The organism is Haloterrigena sp. KLK7 (genome assembly GCF_037914945.1).
In the GTDB taxonomy this organism is placed as follows: Archaea; Halobacteriota; Halobacteria; order Halobacteriales; family Natrialbaceae; genus Haloterrigena; species Haloterrigena salinisoli.
In genome coordinates, this window is record NZ_CP149787.1 from 2,797,835 (window position 1) to 2,817,570 (window position 19,736).

Consider the following 19,736-nt stretch of genomic DNA (forward strand, 5'->3'; position numbering starts at 1 on the left):
CTCCGTCATTCCTCGCTGAACCGCTCTCGGACCTCGAGTGCCGCGTCCGTCCCGTAGCGGTCGACCAGCGGACAGACCGCGCCCCCGAGCGCGCGCATACACTGGCTCGTAGAGTGGTACTCGAGACGCTCCGCAACGGCAGCCCACGGTCGGCCCTGCAGGGCGCGCAGGACGAGCAGGCGCTCCTCGCGGCCGGTTAGATCGACGTCATCGGGATCCTCGACGAAGTATCGGACGACGAGGTCACGGAACGGGCCGGGATCGACGTCGAACAGGCCGGGGCCGTAGGCCGCGCCGGCGACGATGCGCCAGTCGTGAGCCGAGAGAGCGAGCTCCGGGGCCGCGTCGGCGTCGACCGACCGAAGCACCGCACGGGCGACGTCCGGCTCGAGGTCCGAGAGTGCGTCCGTACAGAGCGCGGGGAACCGGCGGGCGAACCAGTCGGCGTGGCGGTCGTGGAGTTCGGTTCCCGAATCGCTCGTCGGCGCGAGCATGAGCGCCGAGTACTCGCCGCTGGCGTCGTTTCGGGTCGTCGAGAGGTGGACCGCGCGGTAGCCGTTGTCGCGCCAGAACTCGAGGAGGCCAGGCGTGGCGCCGAAGCCGGTTCCCAGCCAATCGACCGCGGACTCGAATTCCTCGCGAACGCGCTCGAGCAGGTGCGAGCCCAATCCTCGAGAGCGGGCCGCGTGGTGGGTCGCGATGCGGACGACGCGGAGGCCCGCTGGCTCGCTGGCGGCCTCGTCGCGCAACTGACTGGTGAGGACGTCCGGAAGCATGTTCCCCCGGACCCGGCCGCCTTCGTACATCATCGCGCGCGTCTCGGGCGGGAGGGTCCCCTCGCGAGCCAGCAGTGCGACGCTGACGACGTGGCCGTCGTGAACCAGCGCGCGGGCCTCGAGGTTGGGCGCGTCGAGCAGTCGCGCGAGGTCGTTGGGCTCGGTGCGATAGTGAGCGAGGACGAGCAGGCCGAACGCCTCCCGGAGCAGCGTCTCGTCCGCGAGGAGGGCGTCGGGCTCGAGGGTGCGGTACTCGACCGTTTCGGGCGTCGCGTCGGCGACCAACGACTCGACCGGCGGGCGAGCGTCGAGCAAGAGGGCCCGAAACGCCCAGACCTCGACGGGGTCGCCCGCCGCGTAGCGGATCGGGTCGACGAGCGTGCGTTCGACCACCTCGTGGTCGCTCTCGGCGAGTCGGTCCCGGAATCGGACCGAGAAACCGCGACCGGCCCCCTCGTAGCCGTGGATCGTCGTCGCGAACGCGACGCGGTCGGCCGCGAGCAGCGACTCGAGCCTCGAGACCGGCAACGCGGCGGCCTCGTCGACGACGACGACGTCCGCGGCCCCGAGCCGGTCGCTCTCGACGGCGTCCGCTGGCTCGAGGAACCGAACCACGCCGCCGGCGGCCGTCTCGATCCGCCGGGAGTCGATCGTCGCCTCGATCTCGAGCGTCTCCAGCAGTTCGCCGACGCGGTCGAAGACCTCCGCGGCGTTTCGCCTTCGCGGGGCGGTGACGAGCACGTCCAGCCCGTCGGCAGCGAACGCACCAGCGGCCAGTCCCGCCGCGCTCGATTTGCCGCGGCCGCGGTCGGCCTCGAGGACGACGGCTCGCCTGCGGTCGTGGCGGTCCGGGTCGTCGCCCTCCCCGACGTTCGGTCCGTCTCCGCCGGCCTCGAGCAGCGATTCGAACGCGGCGACCGCCTCGACCTGATCGGCCGTGAGACAGGCCTCGTACGCGGCGGCCGGAAACCGGTGATCGGACGGCGGCGTCGGCGCAGCGGAGTCACGTATCCGCGGCGCGGGGTCCGTCAGTCCGTCGTCGACGATCCGGTCGGTCTCGCGGTCGAGGTCGACGATTCCGATTCCGCGATGTTCGCGGAGCGTCTCGACGAGTCGCCGTCGGAACCGGCCCGTCACGTCCGACAGCGAGAACGGGGGGACGGCGAGCGACTCGTCGAACGCGCCGCGACGGTCGGGCCAGTCCTCGAGCGACGGCGTCAGCAGGACCAACAGGCCGCCGCCGTCGACCGCACCGACCACCGCTCCGAGCGCGTTCGGCCGGAGCCCCTCGTGGGCGTCGAGCGCGATCACGTCTCGCGTCGTCCCGAGGAGTTCCCGTGCGTTCGCCTGCGGGAGGCGTTCACAGCGGAGGCGATCCTCGGGGCCGACGAGCGCGGTGCCGGTGATCGCGACGGGAAGGGCGTCGAGGATCGACTCGAGGGCGTCGTACCCGCGCTCTCGGTCACCGGCCAGGACGAGGACGCGTCGCTCGTCGACCGCCGTCGCCTCCTCGAACAGGGCTATCGCACCCCTCTCGACGATCATGGGTCTCGTTGGAACGCAGACCGTAATAGTGGCCGGGATCCGTCGAGGACGGCATCCCTGCGTCCCATCCGGCGGTTCGGTGGCGGGGCCGAGAACTGTCACCGTTCCGTTGCAATCAATGCAATCGTTGATGTCGCACCCGGTCGGACGCGACCGAACTGCGACTCTCCCATCGTAAACGCCGGACGGCGCCTCGATTGAGCGTCAGGAAACAATCCCAAAATTCGAACGGTCGCGTCTCAATTTATATCCGCCAATTACCTTTAAGAAGTATCGTCGACGTGGCGCCCATGGAGCGAAGAAAACTCCTCATTGGTAGCGGCGTCGGACTGGCAACCGTCCTCGCGGGCTGCAGCGGCGGGGATCTCATGAGCGGTGGCGAGAACGATTCCGACGAGAACGGAAACGGGAACGAAACGCCGAACGACTCCAACGAAAACGGCGAAAACGGCAAGGACGGCAAAAACGGTAAGGACGGCAAAAACGGTGAAAACGGCGAGGACGGCGACGAGAAAGGCGGTGACAAGAAGGGGAAACGAGACGTTCCCGGCCTCGATGTCGACGCGTTCGAATCCCTGCTGGAGCAACGGGGTATCACTATCGAGACGCTCCGCCGAAGCGGGTCGAATCTCACTCTCGAGGTGTCGGTCTCGGACATGAACACGGACGACCTGTCGGCCTCGGCTGACAGTGCCGAGGTACGACAGCGGCTCTCGGACATCGTTAGCGCCGCGACCGACGCGGTCACCGATCTGCAGGCGTTCATCGCCGAAATCGAGACCATCACCGTGTCCATCCTGGACGAGACCCACGGGAAGAACAAGAAAGGAAAGTCGGGCCTCACGATGAATGTTCGCGTCTCCTGGCTGGTCGAGTTCGTGCGCAACCAGCGCTCGGAAGAAGAACTCCTCGATCGGATCACCGAAACCGCTTCCGAAGGCGAGTAACGGCGGTCGTCGACGCGAGTCGGCGTCGACCGTTCGCGTTTCGAAAATCGATTTTCCGATAGTTCGAACGGCACGTTCACTACCGCACTCGACCGAGCGACGGCTCGAGGAATCGAACGCGACCAGCGGCACACGTCTCGATCGTCCGAGCGTCGATCGTCGCGTCGGCCGCGAGCGTCCCAGCAGTTCGCCGGCGCGGTCGAACAGCTCCGCCGCGTTCCGCAACCAGGGTGCGGTGACGAGCACGTCCGGACCCGCGGCGGTCGGGCCAGTCTTCGAGCGGCGGGGTTAGCAAGACGAGCAGGTCGCCGCTGCTCGCTCACTCGGACTCCCGTTCGCTCACGCAGAACCCGTTCCCCTCGGGATCCTCCATCACCGTCCACTCCTGGGTACGATCGCCGAAGCGTTCGAGTTTCGTTTCGACCGCGCTCGCGCCGAGGGACTCGAACCGTTCGACCGACGCTCCCCTGTCCGCGACCGCCAGATCGAGGTGGATGGGGATGTCCTCGGTGGTGCTCTTCGGCATTCGTTTGAACAGCAGGTCCGGTGTTCGATCCTCGGGATCGGTGAGCACGACGTGGTCGGGGTCGCCCGTCTCGCCACCGGCCAGTTCCCGCGGCAGATTCACTCGCTCGCGCTCGAGCGCGCTCGCCCAGAACGCCGCGAGTCGGTCCGGCGAGTCACAAGCGAAGGTAATTTTTTCTATCGAAGCCATGCGTTTCGTGCATATTTCAATGCCTGAGAAGTTACTTAAAGTCGGAACCAATTGACAGTATTTCCACTATCGGCGGGTTCGGGCGGCGTGGTCGACGGCTGCTATCCCGCGGCCTACTCGATCCGGGACAGCGCGGTCTCCTTCGCGGTGTCGGCGTCCGGAAACGGCGTTTCACCGACGCGAATTTCTGAGACCCACTTCACGCTCTCCCAGCAGTCGCGGTTGGGACCGATCGGGACGAGTCGGGCCGGCCCGCCGTGTTCGACCGGCAGGGGCTCACCGTCGAGTTCGACCGCGAGCAACGCGTCCGAGAGCGCCTCGAGCGGGAACGAACAGGCGTAGTCGCCGTCCATCGCGCGGGCGAGGGCGTGCTCGGCCTCGGCCGACGGACCGGCACGCTCGAGGAGATCTCCGACGCGAACCCGCGCCACGCGAGTCCGTCGGCGACCCACCCCTCGGCACAGGCGAAGTCGTCCGTGATCGTCTCGAGCGGGAGCGACTCGAGAGCCGCCGCGGAGAGGCGAAGCGATCGGTCGACGGCGCCTGTCACGCGGAGCGTCCAGTCATCGGGCTCGACCGCGTCCGGGACCGCGTGGGTTCTGAGATCGTTCATAGAGTGCGATACGGTGCCGAGCGAGTAACCTGTCGATACACACATGTTCGGGACCACCTTCTCGAGCGCTCGAGCGAAACGGACGCCCGATATGAGCGACGAGACCGAGTACGACGACCTGCCGCTGGTCTACTCCTGTTCGGGCTGTTCGAGCGCCGCACAGCTGGCGAACGAGCTGGCCGTCTCCCTCGACCGGGACGGCGTCGCCGAGATGTCGTGTATCGCCGGCGTCGGCGGCGGCGTGGCGCCGCTGGTCGACACCGCGACGTCCGGACGCCCGATCGTCGCGATCGACGGCTGCCCGCTCGAGTGCACGAAGCAGTGTCTCGATCGCCACGACGTTACGCCAGACCGCCACTACATGCTCGCGGAACACGGCGTGGCGAAGGAGTATCACACCGACTACGACGACGAGGACGCCGAACGACTGCGTCAGGAACTGGTCGAGGAAATCGAGGCCCTTCGACTCGAGGCCGAGGGCGCGACCTGAGTCTCGATCGAACTGTCGATTTAGTGATGTTAGGGTGACGAAGGTGAGACGACGTGGTACTCTCCTGTGCGGACGCGTCGCACGGCTCCGTGCGTTTGAACACGCTTTTAAGGGGGGCAACGCTACAGACGTAGTACACCCTACGCGGGGTTGATGATGCTCCTAGCCTCACAGGACTTCCGCCGATTTTGATTCGGCCCGGGGTGCCCAGCGTCCCGGACGGCAGGGGAGCGCGAGCCCACGTGTAGGAGAGGTGAACAACCAATGTCAGTCTACGTCAACACCGACATCCCAGCCGACCTCGCAGAGGACGCCCTCGAGGCCCTCGAGGTCGCACGAGACACCGGACGCGTAAAGAAAGGAACGAACGAAACCACGAAGGCGATCGAGCGCGGCAACGCCGAGCTCGTCTACGTCGCCGAGGACGTCTCCCCCGAGGAGATCGTCATGCACCTGCCCGACCTCGCCGAGGAGAAGGGCATCCCCGTCGTCTTCGTCGAGACCCAGGACGACGTCGGCCACGCAGCCGGCCTCGAGGTCGGCTCGGCCGCCGCGGCGATCGTCGACGCCGGCGAGGCCTCCGACGACGTCGAAGATATCGCCGACAAGCTCGAGGACCTCGACTGAGGTGATCAGAGATGAGTGCTGAAGAGGAAGAAACTGGATCCACGCCCGCCGAGGTCATCGAGATCGTCGGCAAGACCGGCATGCACGGCGAGGCCATGCAGGTCAAGTGCCGTATTCAGGAGGGCGAGAACCAGGGACGTATCATCACCCGGAACTGCCTCGGGCCGGTCCGCGAAGGGGACGTACTCCAGCTTCGCGAGACCGCCCGCGAGGCGGACTCCATCGGAGGACAATAACCAATGGTCGAGAAACGAACCTGCGACTACACGGGCGAAGAGATCGAGCCCGGCACGGGCATCATGTACGTCAAGAACGACGGCAGCGTGCTCCACTTCGTCGACTCGAAGGCGGAGAAAAACTACAAGCTCGGTCGCGAACCGCGCGATCTCGAGTGGACCGAAGAGGGTCGTCGCGGCAAGAGCCCCGCGCAGGCCGACACGCCTGCCGACGAGGAAGGCGACCAGACCGAGGAAGTCGACGCCGCCGAGGACGAGGACCTCGAGACCGAGGCCGACACCGTCGACGAGGGTGAAGACGACGTACCCGCCGGCGACGAAGCGGTCGACGAGACCGAGGAAGCCGAAGTCGAGGCCGAGGAGAGTGAGGCCTAATGAGTGACCACGAGCGGACCTTCGTGATGGTCAAGCCCGACGCCTTCGCGCGCGGGCTCGTGGGCGAGGTCGTCTCTCGACTCGAGGACCGCGGGCTCAAGCTCGTCGGTATCAAGGTCGAGAACATGCCCCGCGAACGGGCCGAGGAACACTACAGCGAACACGAGGACAAGCCGTTCTACGACGACCTCGTGGACTTCATCACCTCGGGACCGGTCGTCCCGATGGTCTGGGAGGGCCAGGACGCGACGCGCCAGGTTCGCCAGATGATCGGCGAGACCGATCCCCTCGAGGCCGAACCCGGCACGATCCGGGGCGACTACGCGCTCGATCTCGGTCGGAACGTCGTTCACGCCGCCGACCACGAGGACGAGGGCGCCAACGAACGCGAGATCGCGATCCACTTCGACGACGACGAGCTGATCGACTACGATCAGCACGACGCCGAGTGGCTCTACGAGTAACGCGTTCACTGCGAACACCGCGGTCGCCGTTTTCGTCGTCAGTTATCACTTCCCAGCAGCCAGCGAACTGGCGTTAGCGGGCTCGAAACGGCATTCTACTACCGACCGAGTCCGGAATGGAATACATGTATTTTTCTAGGTAGACGTAACATCTAATGTGACGGCTGCAGTAGGGGCGAGTGGTGGTTTCGAATGGTAACATACGGTAGGTGGTTCGTGGATGCGTGAAACGGAGGGAGAGTCGACGGAGCTCACGGCAGAGGTAACGCCGTCGCTGGATCTCATCTTCGAGTTGCTCTCGAATCGTCGCCGCCGATACGCGCTCTATCATCTCCACGACCAGTCCGATGGCGTCGCAACGATGGAGGAACTGACGGACGCCGTCGTTTCGCGACAGTATCTCGAGTCGAACGCGGACCGCACGGCGGAGACGGATCGGCCCGAAGCCGACGCTGACGCCGACGCCGATTGCGACCTCGAGAACCGCCGACGACGGGTTCGGATGGAACTCCAGCACACGCACCTGCCGAAGCTCGAGGACGCGGGCGTTCTCGAACACGACCATCGCAGCGAGATGGTCCGCTACTGGAACCAGCCGTCGCTCGAGGAGTGGCTCGAGCACGCCCGTCACAAGGAACTCGCCTGAGGGAACACCGATAACCGCGCGGGAAGCGGACGACCCAGACGGGCGCGACTCCATGTCACGCTGCCATCGATAGCGCAAACCACGTGACGGTACTCGGTTGTGTTCCATGGTAGCGTTTCCCTCCTCAAAGCTTAACACGCGAGATGTGGATATGAACTTATAGGTGAGCGCCAATGACTGACCACGAACTTCCACCACTTCCGTACGACTACGACGCGCTGGAACCGGCACTTTCCGAGCAGGTACTGACCTGGCATCACGATACCCACCACCAGGGCTACGTGAACGGGCTGAACTCGGCCGAAGAGACCCTCGCGGAGAACCGCGAGGAGGGCGACTTCGGTTCGACGCCCGGCGCCCTCAAGGACGTCACCCACAACGGCTGTGGCCACTATCTCCACACGCTGTTCTGGGAGAACATGTCCCCCGACGGCGGCGGCGAGCCCGAGGGCGAGCTCGCCGACCGCATCGAGGAGGACTTCGGCTCCTACGAGGGCTGGAAGGGCGAGTTCCAGAAGGCAGCCGGCGCCGCCGGCGGCTGGGCGCTGCTGGTGTACGATCCGGTCGCCAAGCAGCTGCGTAACCTCGCGGTCGACAAGCACGACCAGGGCGCGCTCTGGGGCGCACATCCCGTGCTCGCGCTGGACGTCTGGGAACACTCCTACTACTACGACTACGGTCCGGACCGCGGCGAGTTCATCGACGCCTTCTTCGACGTCGTCAACTGGGAGAAGGCCGAAGAGGAGTACCAGACCTGCCTCGACCACTTCGAGTAAGTCGCCGGCCGCGACAGCGACGAGCCAGTCAATCTCGACTTTTTATCGCAGATCGGTCCGCCGATAGCGGCGCACCTGTGAGTGTCACTCGAGGGGAGAATGCAGCGCTCGCCGTTACGAATCGTCTTCGACGCCGGCCGCTCGCAGATACTCCTCGAGCAGCGTCGGGAACTGCCCGCCGCGGACGTACCGGAGGCCGAACTCGTCGGCCCAGGAGATGATGCCACGGTCCTCGGTGACCACGCCGGCGTCGAGCTCGCGGGCGAGGATCAGCAGGTCGAAGTCCTCGCGGGAGTCGAGCACGCCCTGTCTGAGCGCGCGTCGATACTTGTCTCGCATGTCCGAGAGGATCCGATCGGCGTCGGTCATGTACTCCTCGCGCCCGTCGTCGTTCGAAGCGCTCGCGAGCGCCTCGGGGTCGAGCTGCTCGACCTCGCGGATCGCCTTCTCGGAGACGCGGAGGCCGCGGTCGACGCGATCGCTCATCTCGTCGATGAAGTTGTAGACGATGTTCGCCGGAATCGTCACGCCGTACCGGTCTGGACTCTTGCGGACGACCCACGTATCGAGCCGCGAGAACACCGCCTCGTCGACGTCGCGCTCGCGCAACATCGTCGCGAGTTCGTCGTGGATCGACGGCGGCACGTAACAGGAGATGTTGAGCTCGAGGCGCGCGGTCGCGACGAGGCCCAGCAGGCGGACGACGGCCGTCTCGAGCGATTCGTCCTCTCGCCGGATCTCCTCGGTGATGAACAGCGACGTGTCGAGAACGAACTGTTGGCGCGGCAGTTCGCCGGGCATAGCCGCCACTTCGACGGTGCGCTACAAAGGTCTCCCCCCGAGTTCGATCGTCCGGGCGCGGTCGATCGGTCGACGATCCGCGGACCGCTGATCGCCGGCCGCCGACCGACCGGGTGTTTTTCACGAGGTGTGGTGACAAACAACGCATGGACCGCGACGAGTACCTCGAGCGCCTCGAGGCCACCACGGAAGCGTCAGCCGACCTCTTCGAGCACTTCGAGGAACGGGCGACCGCGGGCCGAACGCACTACGTCCTCACGGCCGCTCGCCACGGCGTCGAGCGGGGGACGGTCATCGTCGAGGAGACGGAGACGATCGTTCGCGGCTATCCGAGCATTCCCCGGATTCTCGTGCTCGATCCCGGCGTCCCCTCGTTCTTCGAGGAAAGCGAGACCGTCGCGATCGAGGAGAAACTCGACGGCTTCAACGTTCGAATCGCGGCCGTCGACGACGGCGACCCCCTCGCGTTCACCAGAAGCGGGTACGTCTGTCCGTACACGACGGCGCGGGCCCGCGACCGCCTCCCGCTCGAGGAGTTCTTCGCGAGCCACTCGGAGAAGACCCTCTGTGCCGAACTCGTCGGGCCGGAGACGCCCTATTCGACCCACGAGTACGAGGGGGTCGACACCCACGAGTTCCGCGTCTTCGACGTCCGCGACCGCGAGTCGGGGGAGCCACTCGCCGTCGCCGACCGACGACGGCTCTGCGAGGAGTACGGCCTCACCCAGCCGCGACTCTTCGACCGAGCGGCGCCCTCCGACGCCGTTCGACCGACTCGAGCGGCGATCGAGGAGCTCGACGCGGCCGGGCGCGAGGGAGTCGTCCTGAAATCGGCGGACGGCGAGCGGCTGGTCAAGTACACGACGGAGGCTCAACACCACGAGGAACTCGCCTACGCGTTCTCGCTGCCCTTCGATCACGGCCGCGACTTCGTCTTTTCGCGGATCGTCCGGGACGCGTTTCAGGCCGCCGAATCGGACGCGGACGAGGATCGACTCGAGGAGCGGGCGCGCGACCTGGGCGAGTCGATCCTCCGGCCGATGGTCTCGACGATTCGGGACGTGGAAGCGGGGGAGACCGTCGGCGAACGGCACACGGTCAGGGGCGATCCGGAGACGATCGAGGCGCTCCTCGAACACCTTCGCGGGCAGTCGCTGACGATCGACCTCGAGTCGGACCGCCGCGAGGACGGCGAGCGCGTCCTCGAGTTCGTGAAGGTGGCCGAGTCGAGTCGGGACCGGATCCGGTACTACCTGAACGGTGGCACGCGGGACGAATGAGGGCAGCGCTCGCGTTCGGACCGCTCGCCGACTCGACGAGCGGCTCAGGGTTGAGACGGGTCAGGCCTGGGCGGTGACTCGTTCGGTTCGACGTCGGCGTCCGCGGGAGTCGCGTCGCCGGCTGGTTCGACGCCGCGGAACTCGAACCTGGCGCCGCCGGTGTCGCTCTCCGCGACGGCGCTGGTCCAGCCGTGGGCCGTCGCGATCTCGGCGACGATCGCGAGTCCGAACCCGGTTCCGTCCTCGTCGGTCGTGTACCCCCTCTCGAAGACCCGACCACGCTGAGCGGGCGGGATTCCGATGCCGTTGTCCGCAACGTAAAACCCCGCTTCGAGTCCGTCGCCGGAGTCGCCGAGCGTTCCCACCGTAATCTCGAGGGCGGTGCCGTCCGAACGTTCGGACCCGTGCTCGAGGGAATTGTGAAACAGGTTCTCGAGCAGCCGCTGCAACCTGTCGGGATCGGCCGGTATTGGCGCGCTCGAGTCGATCACGAGGGTCGCGTCGCCGGTATCGACGCTCGCCCACGCGCGGTCCGCGAGCGCCGCGAGGTCGACGGGTTCGGCATCGGTCACGTCCCGTCCCTCGCGGGCGAGCGCGAGGACGTCCTCGATGATCGTCTCCATGCGATCGTGGGAGCGCTCGATCTCGTCGAGGTGCGGGTCGGGGTCGTCGGCCTCGCGGGCCAGTTGCAGGTGGCCGCCGGCGACCGTCAGCGGGTTCCGGAGGTCGTGGGAAACGATGTTTGCGAACTCCTCTAAGCGCTCGTTTTGCCGCTCGAGTCGGGTCTCGCGGCGTTTCCGGTCGGTGATCTCGCGAGCGACGAATAGCCGGCCGGCGTGGCGGTCGCGGCCGTCCTCAATGGGCGTCGTTCGCACGAGGTAGTAGTCGTCGCCGACCGCGAGTTCGCGTTTCGCGGGGTCGCGAGTCGCGGTCAGCGCGCGGATCTCCTCGCGCAACGCGGGCCGGTCGGCGAGCAGCGAGTCGACGCTCGCGCCGATCGGCGAGCCGTCGACGCACGCGAGCAGGCGCCGACCGACGGGGTTGGCGTCGATCAGTCGGTCCTCGTCGTCGACGACGAAGACCGCGTCGGTGACGGTGTCGAGCACCCGATCGCGGGCGATCGGGACGACGTCGACCAGTCGGTAGCGAAGGATCGCGACCGCGTACAGGATCCCGGTGACGGCGAACCCGATCGGCGAGACGTCGACGTCGGTCGGCCCGAAGACGTAGGCGGCGTTCCCGAGCCAGGTCGCGAGCGTGCCGGCGAGCAGCGCCGCGCTCTGTCCCCGGTACAGCGACCGCGAGCGAACCAGAAACTCGGCGATCAGCACCGTCACGACGGCGAGGACGGCGTAGGAGTACGCCGTGTGGATCCAGAACGCGGGTCCCCACTCGACCGTTCCGCCGCTCATTGTGTAGACGAGGCCCCCCGGATTCGCGACCGTCATGAGGACGACCAGAACCGGTTCGATCGACAGCGCGGCCAGGATCGGCGGCCTGAGTAGTTCCTCTCGACCGGTGTACTCGAGCGTGAAGACGAGCAGCGCCATCGTTCCGACCCCTACACCGAAGAACAGGAGTGCGAGGAATGCGAGGGCGAGGGGGCCCGGATCGATCCGCATAAGGGCGAGCCCGCAGACGGTCCACAGCCCGGCCCCGAAGACGTTCCCGAGGAGCGGCCGCGCGCCGGGCCGATCGCGATGGCGCCACAGCACGCCGGCGAGGGCGACGCTGTTGAGGGCCGTGATCGCGTACATCGCCTGTACGATCGGGCTTCCCGGGGCCGCGGACATCGTCTTCACTCGAGCGCCGAGTACGTAAAGTGCACTGGCCGTTCGGTCGGCAGTCGAACCGACGCCGAGCGGAGGTCGACCGCCGCGACTCGAAGCCGGTCAGTCAGCAGTTGGAGCGGTCGCGTCCCGGTCGTCAGTCTCGATCCCGGTGAACTCGAATCGAGCGCCGCCAGCGTCGCTCTCGGCGGCCTCGATCGCCCACCCGTGGGCCGTCGCGATTTCCTCGACGATCGCGAGTCCGAACCCGGTTCCGTTCTCGTCGGTCGTGTAGCCGCCCTCGAAGACCCGACCACGCTGGGACGACGGGAGTCCGACGCCGTCGTCCGCGACGTAAAACCCCGCGTCGGAGCCGTCGCCGGAGTCGCCGAGCGTTCTCACCGCGACCTCGAGGTCGGCGCCGTCCCCGCGCTCGGCACCGTGCTCGAGGGAATTGCGAAACAGGTTCTCGAACAGTCGCGTGGTCCGCTCCGGATCGGCGAGGATCGAGGCGTCGGTATCGATCGCGAGCGACGCCGCGCCCGTATCGACGCCGTTCCACGCCCGTTCGGCGATGGCAGCGAGCGCGACCGGCTCCGGGTCGGTCACCTCCGCACCCTCGCGGGCGAGCGCGAGGACGTCGTCGATGATCGTCGCCATCCGCTCGTGGGACCGCTCGATCTCGTCGAGGTATTCCTCGTCGTCGGTCTCGCGGGCGAGCTCGAGGTAGCCGTCCGCGACGTTCAACGGATTGCGAAGATCGTGGGAGACGAGATCGGCGAACCGCTCGAGCCGTTCGTTCTGGCGCTGTAATTCGGCTTCCCGGCGCTTGCGGTCGGTGATGTCGCGGACGACGAACAGCCAGCCGACGTGGCGATCGCGGCCGTCCTCGATCGGCGTCGTCCGAACGTGAAAGTGTCCGCCGCGGAACGCCAGTTCGCGTTCGGTCTCGACGGAGCGATCCCTGAGACCGCGGAATTCGTCGCGTAATTCGGGGCGATCGGCGAACAGCGAGTCGAGGTCCGTGCCGATCGGCGACTCGTCGAATTCCTCGAGCCACGCTCTCCCGACGGAATTGACGTCGATGAGGCGATTCTGAGTATCGACGACGAAAACGCCGTCGGTGACGGTATCGAGGACCCGGTCGCGGGCGATCGGAGCGATATCGACCAGCCGGTAGCGGACGATCGCGACCGAATACAGCGCACCCCCGACGATGAAGCCGATCGGCGTCGTATCGATGTCGATCGACCCGAGGACGTCGAGGGTGTAGACCACGTTCGTCAGTAGCGGCGACGCGGACGCGCCGACCAGCATCGCGGCTTGGCCCCGGTATAGCGACCGAGAGTTGTGCAGGAACTCGAGGATGAGTATCGTTCCGGCGAGGGAGAGACAGTACGAGTAGACGAGGTGGACATCGAACGCGGGGCCCCACCGAAAGGCGATACCGCCGACGACCGTCGGATCGCGGGAGATCGATTCGAAAAAGAGGTTGCCGGGGTTCGCGAACGCGAACGCCACGAGGAGTACTGGCTCGATCGAGAGGAGCGCGACCGTCCGTCGCGTGAGGAGGCGCTCGCGGCCGGTGTACGCGAGGACGAACAGAAACGAACCGAGGACGCTGGCTCCGACACCGACGTAGAGAAATCGGAGGAAAAACACCGACAGCGAGACGTGATCGACCGCGGAGCGCGCGAACAGCGATCCCGCCCAGATCACTGCGCCGGCCATCGCCACCACCAGCGGCACGACCCCGGTTTTCTCCCGATGGCGCCAGATGGCACCGCCGAGAACGGCGGCGATCACCGTCGCAACTGCGTAGATGATCGGAACCAGGGCATTGGTAGATTCCACTCGAATTCGTCTCTCGCCGAAATTATAAAGATTTGTGGCTAATAGCTAGCGTATGCGCTATATATTGCGAGATCATCCCCATCCAACTTTGGATTTTACTACTCGCGACGGCACATCGAACGGTAGACGTGTTTGAGGGCCGGATACGTCTCGGTAGTCGTCTCGTCTCTCGAGTGCTGTCGTCCCTCGAACCGTCGTCGCGGCGACTGGATCGGGGACGGAATCGAGAACCGGGATCGGTGCGGTCTTGTGGCGCGCACGCGTACGGTCGGGTATGCCGGTTCCGAAATCCGAATTCGATCAGCTTCCACCGTGTGACTTCTACACGCCCGATGAGTTGCTCGAGGACGACCAGATGTACACCGTCTACGAGATCGCCCGCCTCCTGCAGGGGCTCGAGCCCGACGCCGAGATCGACGAGGGCACCGAGAGCGTCCTGCTCGACTGGGCGATCCCCTGGGTGATGATCAACGCGGACGATCTCGTCGTCGCCGAGCCCCGATCCGACGACGAACCCGGCTACTACGGTCTGAAAGAATGATCCTCCTCGTGGTCGGTGCCGATCGCGTCGACGCCGGCAAGACCACGTTCTCGGTCGGCCTGCTCGAGCGGACCGGCGCGGTCGGCTACAAGCCTCGGGCCGGCAACGACTACTGGTTCGACCACGACGACTGCCGGACGGCGCTGGCCGACGACCGACTCTACGGCAAGGACGCGAAGCGCCTCGCGGCCGCGGAGGGGCGCGACCGCGCCCCGGAATCGCTCAATCCCGTTCACCGACTCTGGCGGCCCACGCCCGGCGACGGGACCGGGCTCCTCGGGAAGTCGGATCGCGAGTTCCTCGTCGATCGCGTCGGGCGTCCGGGCGGCGACGGCGCCGGACCGACGTTCGTGCGCAACGCGACCGCTGATATTCCGGACGCGGTCGCCGACGCGCTCCCGCTCGAGGACGCCGTCCCCGTCGAGACCGTCGCGGAGTTCAACGAGATCGCCGAGCGGCGGTACGTCCCCGCCTTCGAGGACCTGGCCACCGAGATCGAGGCGCGGGAGGTCGCCGTCGTCGAGTCTTACAGCGACATCGCGCAGCCGCTCCAGTCGCTCGATCCCGCGTCGATCAGCGCCGTCGCGGCCGTCGAACCCGGACGCGCACGGATCTATCCGAGCGACCGCTACTGTCGCGCCTGCGAGATCGCCAGCTCGAGCCCGAGAGACGGCGCCATAGAGAAGCGCGTCCCCGACGTGCTCGAGTACCTCGACCCGATCGAGCGGGTTCGCCTGCCGCCGCTGGGGAGCGACGACCGGGCGGCGCCCGCGCGGATCGCTCGCGCGTATTCGGACGCCTACGACGCGCTGCTCGAGGCGGCCGGTGCGGTCTGACCGGAGAATCGAACGTCGTGATCGGCCGTCCCGGGATCGCGTCGTGATCGTCCGGGTCGGAGATTCCGAACCGATGAGGGTCAGTTTTGCACTCGTATATCCGTTCGAACGCACTCTCTACGGCACGTATTGCCGGAATACGCGATCAGAGGGATTAAGACCACTCAGTTGAACCACCGTGTAATGAAACGGCGTACGTTTCTCGGTACCGTCGGCGGGGGATCGGCACTCGGTCTGGCGGGCTGTCTGACTCGAGACGGAGAGGGCGGTGGAGACGGTGGGAACGGTGGAGACGGCAGCAGCGAGGGCGACGGAACGCTCACCGTCGTCACGTACGAGTCGATGATCGACACGGAGGAATCCGCCGGACCGTGGCTCAAAGACGCGTTCGAAGACGAGTTCGACGCCGAACTCGAGTGGAAGCAGCTTCCCGAGCAGGGGCTCAACCACTACATCGAGCGCGCCGACAGGGACGTCGAGATCGATGCCGACGTCTACCTCGGACTGAACGTCGACGATCTGGTAACGATCGACGACACGCTCGAGGACGGCGCCCTCTTCCGCGAGCTCGATCGCGGGCGACTCGAACGCGCCGACCGCGTCCGCGACGAGCTCGAACTGGGCGATCCGCACGGGCGCACGCTCACCTACGACACGGGCTACATCAGCCTCGTCTACGACGAGAGCGAGGTCGACGAACCCGAGACGCTCGAGGACCTGACCGCGCCCGCATACGAGGACACGTTGCTGGCACAGAACGCCCAGAAAGCCGATTCGGGACAGGCGTTCCTGCTGTGGACGATCGACGCCTTCGGCGAGGACGGCTACCTCGACTACTGGCGGCGACTCGAGGACAACGGCGTTCGCGTCCTCGACGGCTGGACCGAGTCCTACTCCGGCGCCTACATGGAGGGCGAGCGATCGATGGTCGTCTCCTACTCGACCGACCAGGTGTACGCCAACCGATTCGACTACGACTTCTCGCGCCACCAGGTCGCCTTCCCGAACGATCAGGGCTACGCCAATCCCGAGGGGATGGCGATCTTCGAGGGCGCCGGCGACGTCGACCTCGCCTACGACTTCTTCGACTTCGTCCTCTCGAGCGAGGCCCAGGCCGAGATCGCCACGCGAAACGTCCAGTTCCCGGCTGTCGCGGACGAACACGTCGATCTGGGCGAGGAGTTCGACGAGTACGCACACACGCCCGAGGAGACGGTCTCGTTCGGTTACGACGACCTCCGGGGCAACCTCGACGGCTGGGTCGAGGACTGGGCGCGCGAGTTCGTCGGCCAGTAACGGGGCAGCGTGTCCGTGTCTCTCGCAGATCGTCCCCTCGTCGATCGGCTCTCGTCCGGTGCCGTCAGCGCGTGGCTCGAGCGCCACGCCCTCTCGCTGATCACGCTCGGGACGGCGGCCGTCCTCGTCGTCATGCTCTACCTGCCCGTCGGCCTCGTCTTCGTCGAGGCGCTCCTCGAGGACGGGTCGCCGACGCTCGGCCATTTCGTCGAGGTGCTGACGGACCCGTTCTACTTCGGCGTCCTCGCGGATGTCTTCGCGGACCCGCTCGCGATCGGCACGCATCTCGGCTCGCTCGCGGGCTGGATCGCGGGGATTTCGGTCTCGCTGACGGTCGCGTCCCCGCTCCCCGGCGTCGACCTCTCCGTCCCGTGGCTCGCCGTCGACGCGCCGCCCGTCCGGAAGGGGCTGTTCGGCTTCACGGCCTATCAGGCCGCCCTGTCGACGGCCGGGAGCGTCGCGCTCGGCCTCCCGGCCGCCGCTATCCTCGCGAACTACGAGTTCTACGGCCGGCGAACCCTCCGGTCGCTGACGATTCTCCCGTTCGTGCTGCCCGGAATCATGGTCGCCGTCGGCTTCTACGCGATGTTCGGGCAAACGGGGACGCTCAACACCGTTCTCGGCCTCATCGGCGTCGGACCGTTCGCGTTCATCGAGACGAGCCCGCTCGCGATCGTGATCCTCGCCCACGCCTTCTACAACGCGCCGCTGGTCGCCCGCCTGACCGTCGCCGCCTGGGAGTCCGTCGACGCCCGGACCGTCGAGACCGCCCGCAGCCTCGGCGCGAGTCCGCGCCGGGCCTTCCGCGACGTCGTCGTCCCGCAGCTCGTTCCGGCGGTCCTCACCGGCGCCCTGCTGACCTTCATCTTCACGTTCATGACCTTCCCCATCGTGCTCGCGCTGGGCGGCCTCCGGCTGGCGACCGTCGAGGTCTGGATCTACGACCGCGTCCAGCGGCTGGCCTACGGCGAGGCGGCGACGCTCGCGATCCTCGAAACGACGCTCTCGCTGGGGTTGACCTACGCCTATCTCCGCTACGAGTCCGCCCGGTCCGGGTTCTCGCAGGCGCCGTCGCCACCGCCGAGGGAGCCGCTCTTCCCCGACGTTCGGACGGCGCTCTCGCCGCGACGGCTCGCCGTGCTCGGCTACGGTCTCGTCGCGCTCGTCCTCTTCGTCGGGCCGCTGGCGAGTCTCGTCGTCGGGAGTTTCACTGACGGCTCCGGACTCACCCTCCGGAACTACGCGTTCCTGCTCGAGCGCCAGCTCGAGGGGGCGAGCTTCCAGACGCGTCCGGTCCCCGCGATCCGGAACTCGCTGCTGTTCGGGCTCGCGACGCTGGCCGTCGCGGTCCCGATGGGCGTCGTAATCTCGGTACTGACGGCCCGGGCTGGCAGGAGCGGGCGGCTCGTCGACACGCTCGCGATGCTCCCGCTGGCCGTCAGCGGCGTCGTCTTCGGGCTCGGGCTCCTGCAGGGGCTGGTCTTCGGTATCCCGCTGCCCGGCGGCTGGCGCTTTCAGGTGACGGGCACGGTCGCCATCGTCGCCGCCCACGCGGTCGCGGCCTACCCGTTCGTGACGCGCAACGTCTCGCCGCTGCTCGCGACCCTCGATCCGGCGATGCTCGAGTCCGCCCGCGCGCTCGGCGCCTCGCGGGCCCGCGCGCTCGTCGATATCGAACTCCCGCTCGTCGCGAACGGGATCGTCGCCGGCGCGGCCTTCGCCTTCGCTATCTCGATCGGCGAGTTCTCTTCGACGGTCATTTTGGCCAGCGGGAGCGAGCACTACACGATGCCGGTCGCCGTCGAACGCTACCTCGGCCGTCGATCCGGTCCCGCGATCGCCATGGGAACCCTGCTGTTGCTCGTCACGGCGGCGAGTTTCGTCGTCGTCGACCGCGTCGGCGGGAGGTACGAGCTGTGACCGACCTCCGACTCGAGGGCGTCACCAAGCGCTACGGCGCGGACGGAACCGGCGTGGGGGACGGAGACGGCGGCACCGTCGCGCTGCGGGACGTCGACCTGACCGTCCGCGACGGCGAGTTCTTCACGCTCGTCGGGCCGTCGGGCTGCGGGAAGACGACCACGCTCCGGACCGTCGCGGGGTTCGAGGCGCCGACCGAGGGGACGGTTCGGTTCGACGGTGAGCCGGTCACCGACGCGGCGCCCGAGGAGCGCGACGTCGGCGTCGTCTTCCAGAGCTACGCGCTCTTTCCCCACATGAGCGTCGCCGAAAACGTCGGCTACGGGCTCCGGTACCGGGAACCGCCCGCGGGGACGAGCGCCGACGAACGCGTCCGAGAACTGCTCGAACTGGTCGACCTCGAGGGAATGGGCGATCGCGATCCCGACCAGCTATCGGGCGGGCAGCGCCAGCGGGTCGCGCTGGCCCGCGCGCTCGCGCCGGAACCCGACCTCCTCCTGCTCGACGAACCGATGAGCGCGCTCGACGCGCGGCTCCGGGAGTCGCTGCGCCGACAGCTCACGCGGATCCAGTCGACGCTCGGAATCACGACCGTCTACGTCACCCACGATCAGGCGGAGGCGCTGGCGATCTCGGACCGCCTCGCGGTGATGCGCGACGGGCGGATCGAACAGGTCGGTCGCCCTCGAGAGATCTACCGCGAGCCGTCGACGCGGTTCGTCGCCGAGTTCGTCGGCGACAACAACGTCTTCGACGCGACCGTGCGCGCCCGCGACGGCGACCGAGCGCGGGTCGCCGTCGACGGCAGCGACCGCGAGTTCGAGATCGCGGGCGTCCCGGCGGGCGCGGAGCGAGTGAGTTTCTGCGTCCGACCGGCCGCGCTGGCTCGAGCCGCCGACGCCAATCGGTTCGCCGTCGATATCGAGACCAGCGAGTTCCGCGGCGAGCACGTCCGAGCGTACGGGCAGTGGGACGGCCGGTCGGTCGTGCTCCAGTTCGACGCCGCGGAACGACCGGCGGCGGGAGCCGGCGGCCGCGAGGGGGTGGAGGCGACCACCGACGGTGGTGCGGACGCGGCGAGCAACGAGGGTCGTGACGCGGCGAGCGATGGCGCGCCGACCGACGGCGGTGCGGACGCGACGGTCGACGGCGACGTCACGGTGGGGTTCGCGCCGACGGCCGCTCGCGTGCTGGAGACGCGGTCGCAGTCGCGATAAGACGGAGTCGTC

Annotated in this window: 19 protein-coding genes and 1 pseudogene; 14 read left to right on the forward strand and 6 right to left on the reverse strand. The window is 67.3% G+C overall.

The window, feature by feature from the left end; genetic code table 11:
- Nucleotides 1–5 precede the first annotated feature (5 nt).
- The gene (tmcA, locus tag WD430_RS13750; RefSeq protein WP_339103005.1) at nt 6–2,321 is read right to left on the reverse strand and encodes a tRNA(Met) cytidine acetyltransferase TmcA; all 2,316 of its coding nucleotides are present in this window, start codon (nt 2,319–2,321) and stop codon (nt 6–8) included.
- Between the two features lie 290 nt (nt 2,322–2,611).
- Between tmcA and WD430_RS13755 the strand changes: the two genes are divergently transcribed.
- On the forward strand, nt 2,612–3,268 hold the full coding sequence (locus WD430_RS13755; RefSeq protein WP_339103006.1) for a hypothetical protein: 657 nt from the start codon (nt 2,612–2,614) through the stop codon (nt 3,266–3,268).
- Nucleotides 3,269–3,587: 319 nt separating this feature from the next.
- Here WD430_RS13755 and WD430_RS13760 read toward each other — a convergent pair whose 3' ends face one another.
- On the reverse strand, nt 3,588–3,983 hold the full coding sequence (locus WD430_RS13760; RefSeq protein WP_339103007.1) for a VOC family protein: 396 nt from the start codon (nt 3,981–3,983) through the stop codon (nt 3,588–3,590).
- 113 nt (nt 3,984–4,096) lie between these two features.
- A pseudogene (locus WD430_RS22585) lies at nt 4,097–4,641 on the reverse strand (molybdopterin-dependent oxidoreductase).
- Between the two features lie 46 nt (nt 4,642–4,687).
- Between WD430_RS22585 and WD430_RS13775 the strand changes: the two are divergent.
- From WD430_RS13775 to sod, 7 genes are all read left to right on the forward strand, one after another.
- Nucleotides 4,688–5,086 (forward strand): putative zinc-binding protein, encoded by a 399-nt coding sequence (locus WD430_RS13775; RefSeq protein ID WP_339103009.1) that lies wholly within the window; start codon nt 4,688–4,690, stop codon nt 5,084–5,086.
- A 264-nt stretch (nt 5,087–5,350) separates the two neighbouring features.
- Nucleotides 5,351–5,713, forward strand: a complete 363-nt coding sequence (gene rpl7ae, locus WD430_RS13780) for a 50S ribosomal protein L7Ae (protein WP_339103010.1) — start codon at nt 5,351–5,353, stop codon at nt 5,711–5,713.
- A gap of 11 nt (nt 5,714–5,724) precedes the next feature.
- Nucleotides 5,725–5,949, forward strand: a complete 225-nt coding sequence (locus tag WD430_RS13785) for a 30S ribosomal protein S28e (protein ID WP_008894573.1) — start codon at nt 5,725–5,727, stop codon at nt 5,947–5,949.
- A 3-nt stretch (nt 5,950–5,952) separates the two neighbouring features.
- The gene (locus WD430_RS13790; protein WP_339103011.1) at nt 5,953–6,324 is read left to right on the forward strand and encodes a 50S ribosomal protein L24e; all 372 of its coding nucleotides are present in this window, start codon (nt 5,953–5,955) and stop codon (nt 6,322–6,324) included.
- Nucleotides 6,324–6,788, forward strand: coding sequence for a nucleoside-diphosphate kinase (gene ndk, locus WD430_RS13795; RefSeq protein WP_092931180.1), 465 nt, complete (start codon nt 6,324–6,326; stop codon nt 6,786–6,788). Before WD430_RS13790 ends, ndk begins: the two co-directional genes overlap by 1 nt.
- Nucleotides 6,789–7,008: 220 nt before the next feature.
- Nucleotides 7,009–7,434, forward strand: coding sequence for a hypothetical protein (locus tag WD430_RS13800; RefSeq protein ID WP_339103012.1), 426 nt, complete (start codon nt 7,009–7,011; stop codon nt 7,432–7,434).
- A gap of 173 nt (nt 7,435–7,607) precedes the next feature.
- Nucleotides 7,608–8,210, forward strand: coding sequence for a superoxide dismutase (gene sod, locus WD430_RS13805; RefSeq protein WP_339103013.1), 603 nt, complete (start codon nt 7,608–7,610; stop codon nt 8,208–8,210).
- 114 nt (nt 8,211–8,324) lie between these two features.
- Here sod and WD430_RS13810 read toward each other — a convergent pair whose 3' ends face one another.
- Nucleotides 8,325–9,011 (reverse strand): RNA ligase partner protein, encoded by a 687-nt coding sequence (locus WD430_RS13810; protein WP_339103014.1) that lies wholly within the window; start codon nt 9,009–9,011, stop codon nt 8,325–8,327.
- Nucleotides 9,012–9,157: 146 nt separating this feature from the next.
- On the opposite strand from WD430_RS13810, the gene WD430_RS13815 reads away from it, so the two are divergent.
- Entirely contained in the window at nt 9,158–10,291 is a 1,134-nt protein-coding gene (locus WD430_RS13815; protein WP_339103015.1) for an RNA ligase, read from the forward strand.
- 44 nt (nt 10,292–10,335) lie between these two features.
- Here WD430_RS13815 and WD430_RS13820 read toward each other — a convergent pair whose 3' ends face one another.
- Both WD430_RS13820 and WD430_RS13825 read right to left on the reverse strand, forming a co-directional pair.
- Nucleotides 10,336–12,084, reverse strand: a complete 1,749-nt coding sequence (locus WD430_RS13820) for a histidine kinase N-terminal 7TM domain-containing protein (RefSeq protein WP_339103016.1) — start codon at nt 12,082–12,084, stop codon at nt 10,336–10,338.
- A gap of 99 nt (nt 12,085–12,183) precedes the next feature.
- A complete protein-coding gene (locus WD430_RS13825; RefSeq protein ID WP_339103017.1) occupies nt 12,184–13,914 on the reverse strand; it encodes a histidine kinase N-terminal 7TM domain-containing protein in 1,731 nt (576 codons plus the stop codon).
- A 274-nt stretch (nt 13,915–14,188) separates the two neighbouring features.
- On the opposite strand from WD430_RS13825, the gene WD430_RS13830 reads away from it, so the two are divergent.
- From WD430_RS13830 to WD430_RS13850, 5 genes are all read left to right on the forward strand, one after another.
- Entirely contained in the window at nt 14,189–14,455 is a 267-nt protein-coding gene (locus WD430_RS13830; protein WP_339103018.1) for a DUF5827 family protein, read from the forward strand.
- The gene (locus tag WD430_RS13835) at nt 14,452–15,291 is read left to right on the forward strand and encodes an ATPase (protein ID WP_339103019.1); all 840 of its coding nucleotides are present in this window, start codon (nt 14,452–14,454) and stop codon (nt 15,289–15,291) included. Before WD430_RS13830 ends, WD430_RS13835 begins: the two co-directional genes overlap by 4 nt.
- Nucleotides 15,292–15,474: 183 nt before the next feature.
- Nucleotides 15,475–16,587: a thiamine ABC transporter substrate-binding protein gene (locus WD430_RS13840; RefSeq protein WP_339103020.1), complete on the forward strand. Its 1,113-nt coding sequence runs from the start codon at nt 15,475–15,477 to the stop codon at nt 16,585–16,587.
- 15 nt (nt 16,588–16,602) lie between these two features.
- Nucleotides 16,603–18,507 carry an iron ABC transporter permease gene (locus WD430_RS13845; RefSeq protein ID WP_339103021.1) on the forward strand — a complete coding sequence of 635 codons (1,905 nt, stop codon included), beginning with the start codon at nt 16,603–16,605 and terminating at the stop codon, nt 18,505–18,507.
- The gene (locus WD430_RS13850) at nt 18,504–19,724 is read left to right on the forward strand and encodes an ABC transporter ATP-binding protein (RefSeq protein ID WP_339103022.1); all 1,221 of its coding nucleotides are present in this window, start codon (nt 18,504–18,506) and stop codon (nt 19,722–19,724) included. The genes WD430_RS13845 and WD430_RS13850 overlap by 4 nt, the downstream gene beginning before the upstream one ends.
- Nucleotides 19,725–19,736 lie beyond the last annotated feature (12 nt).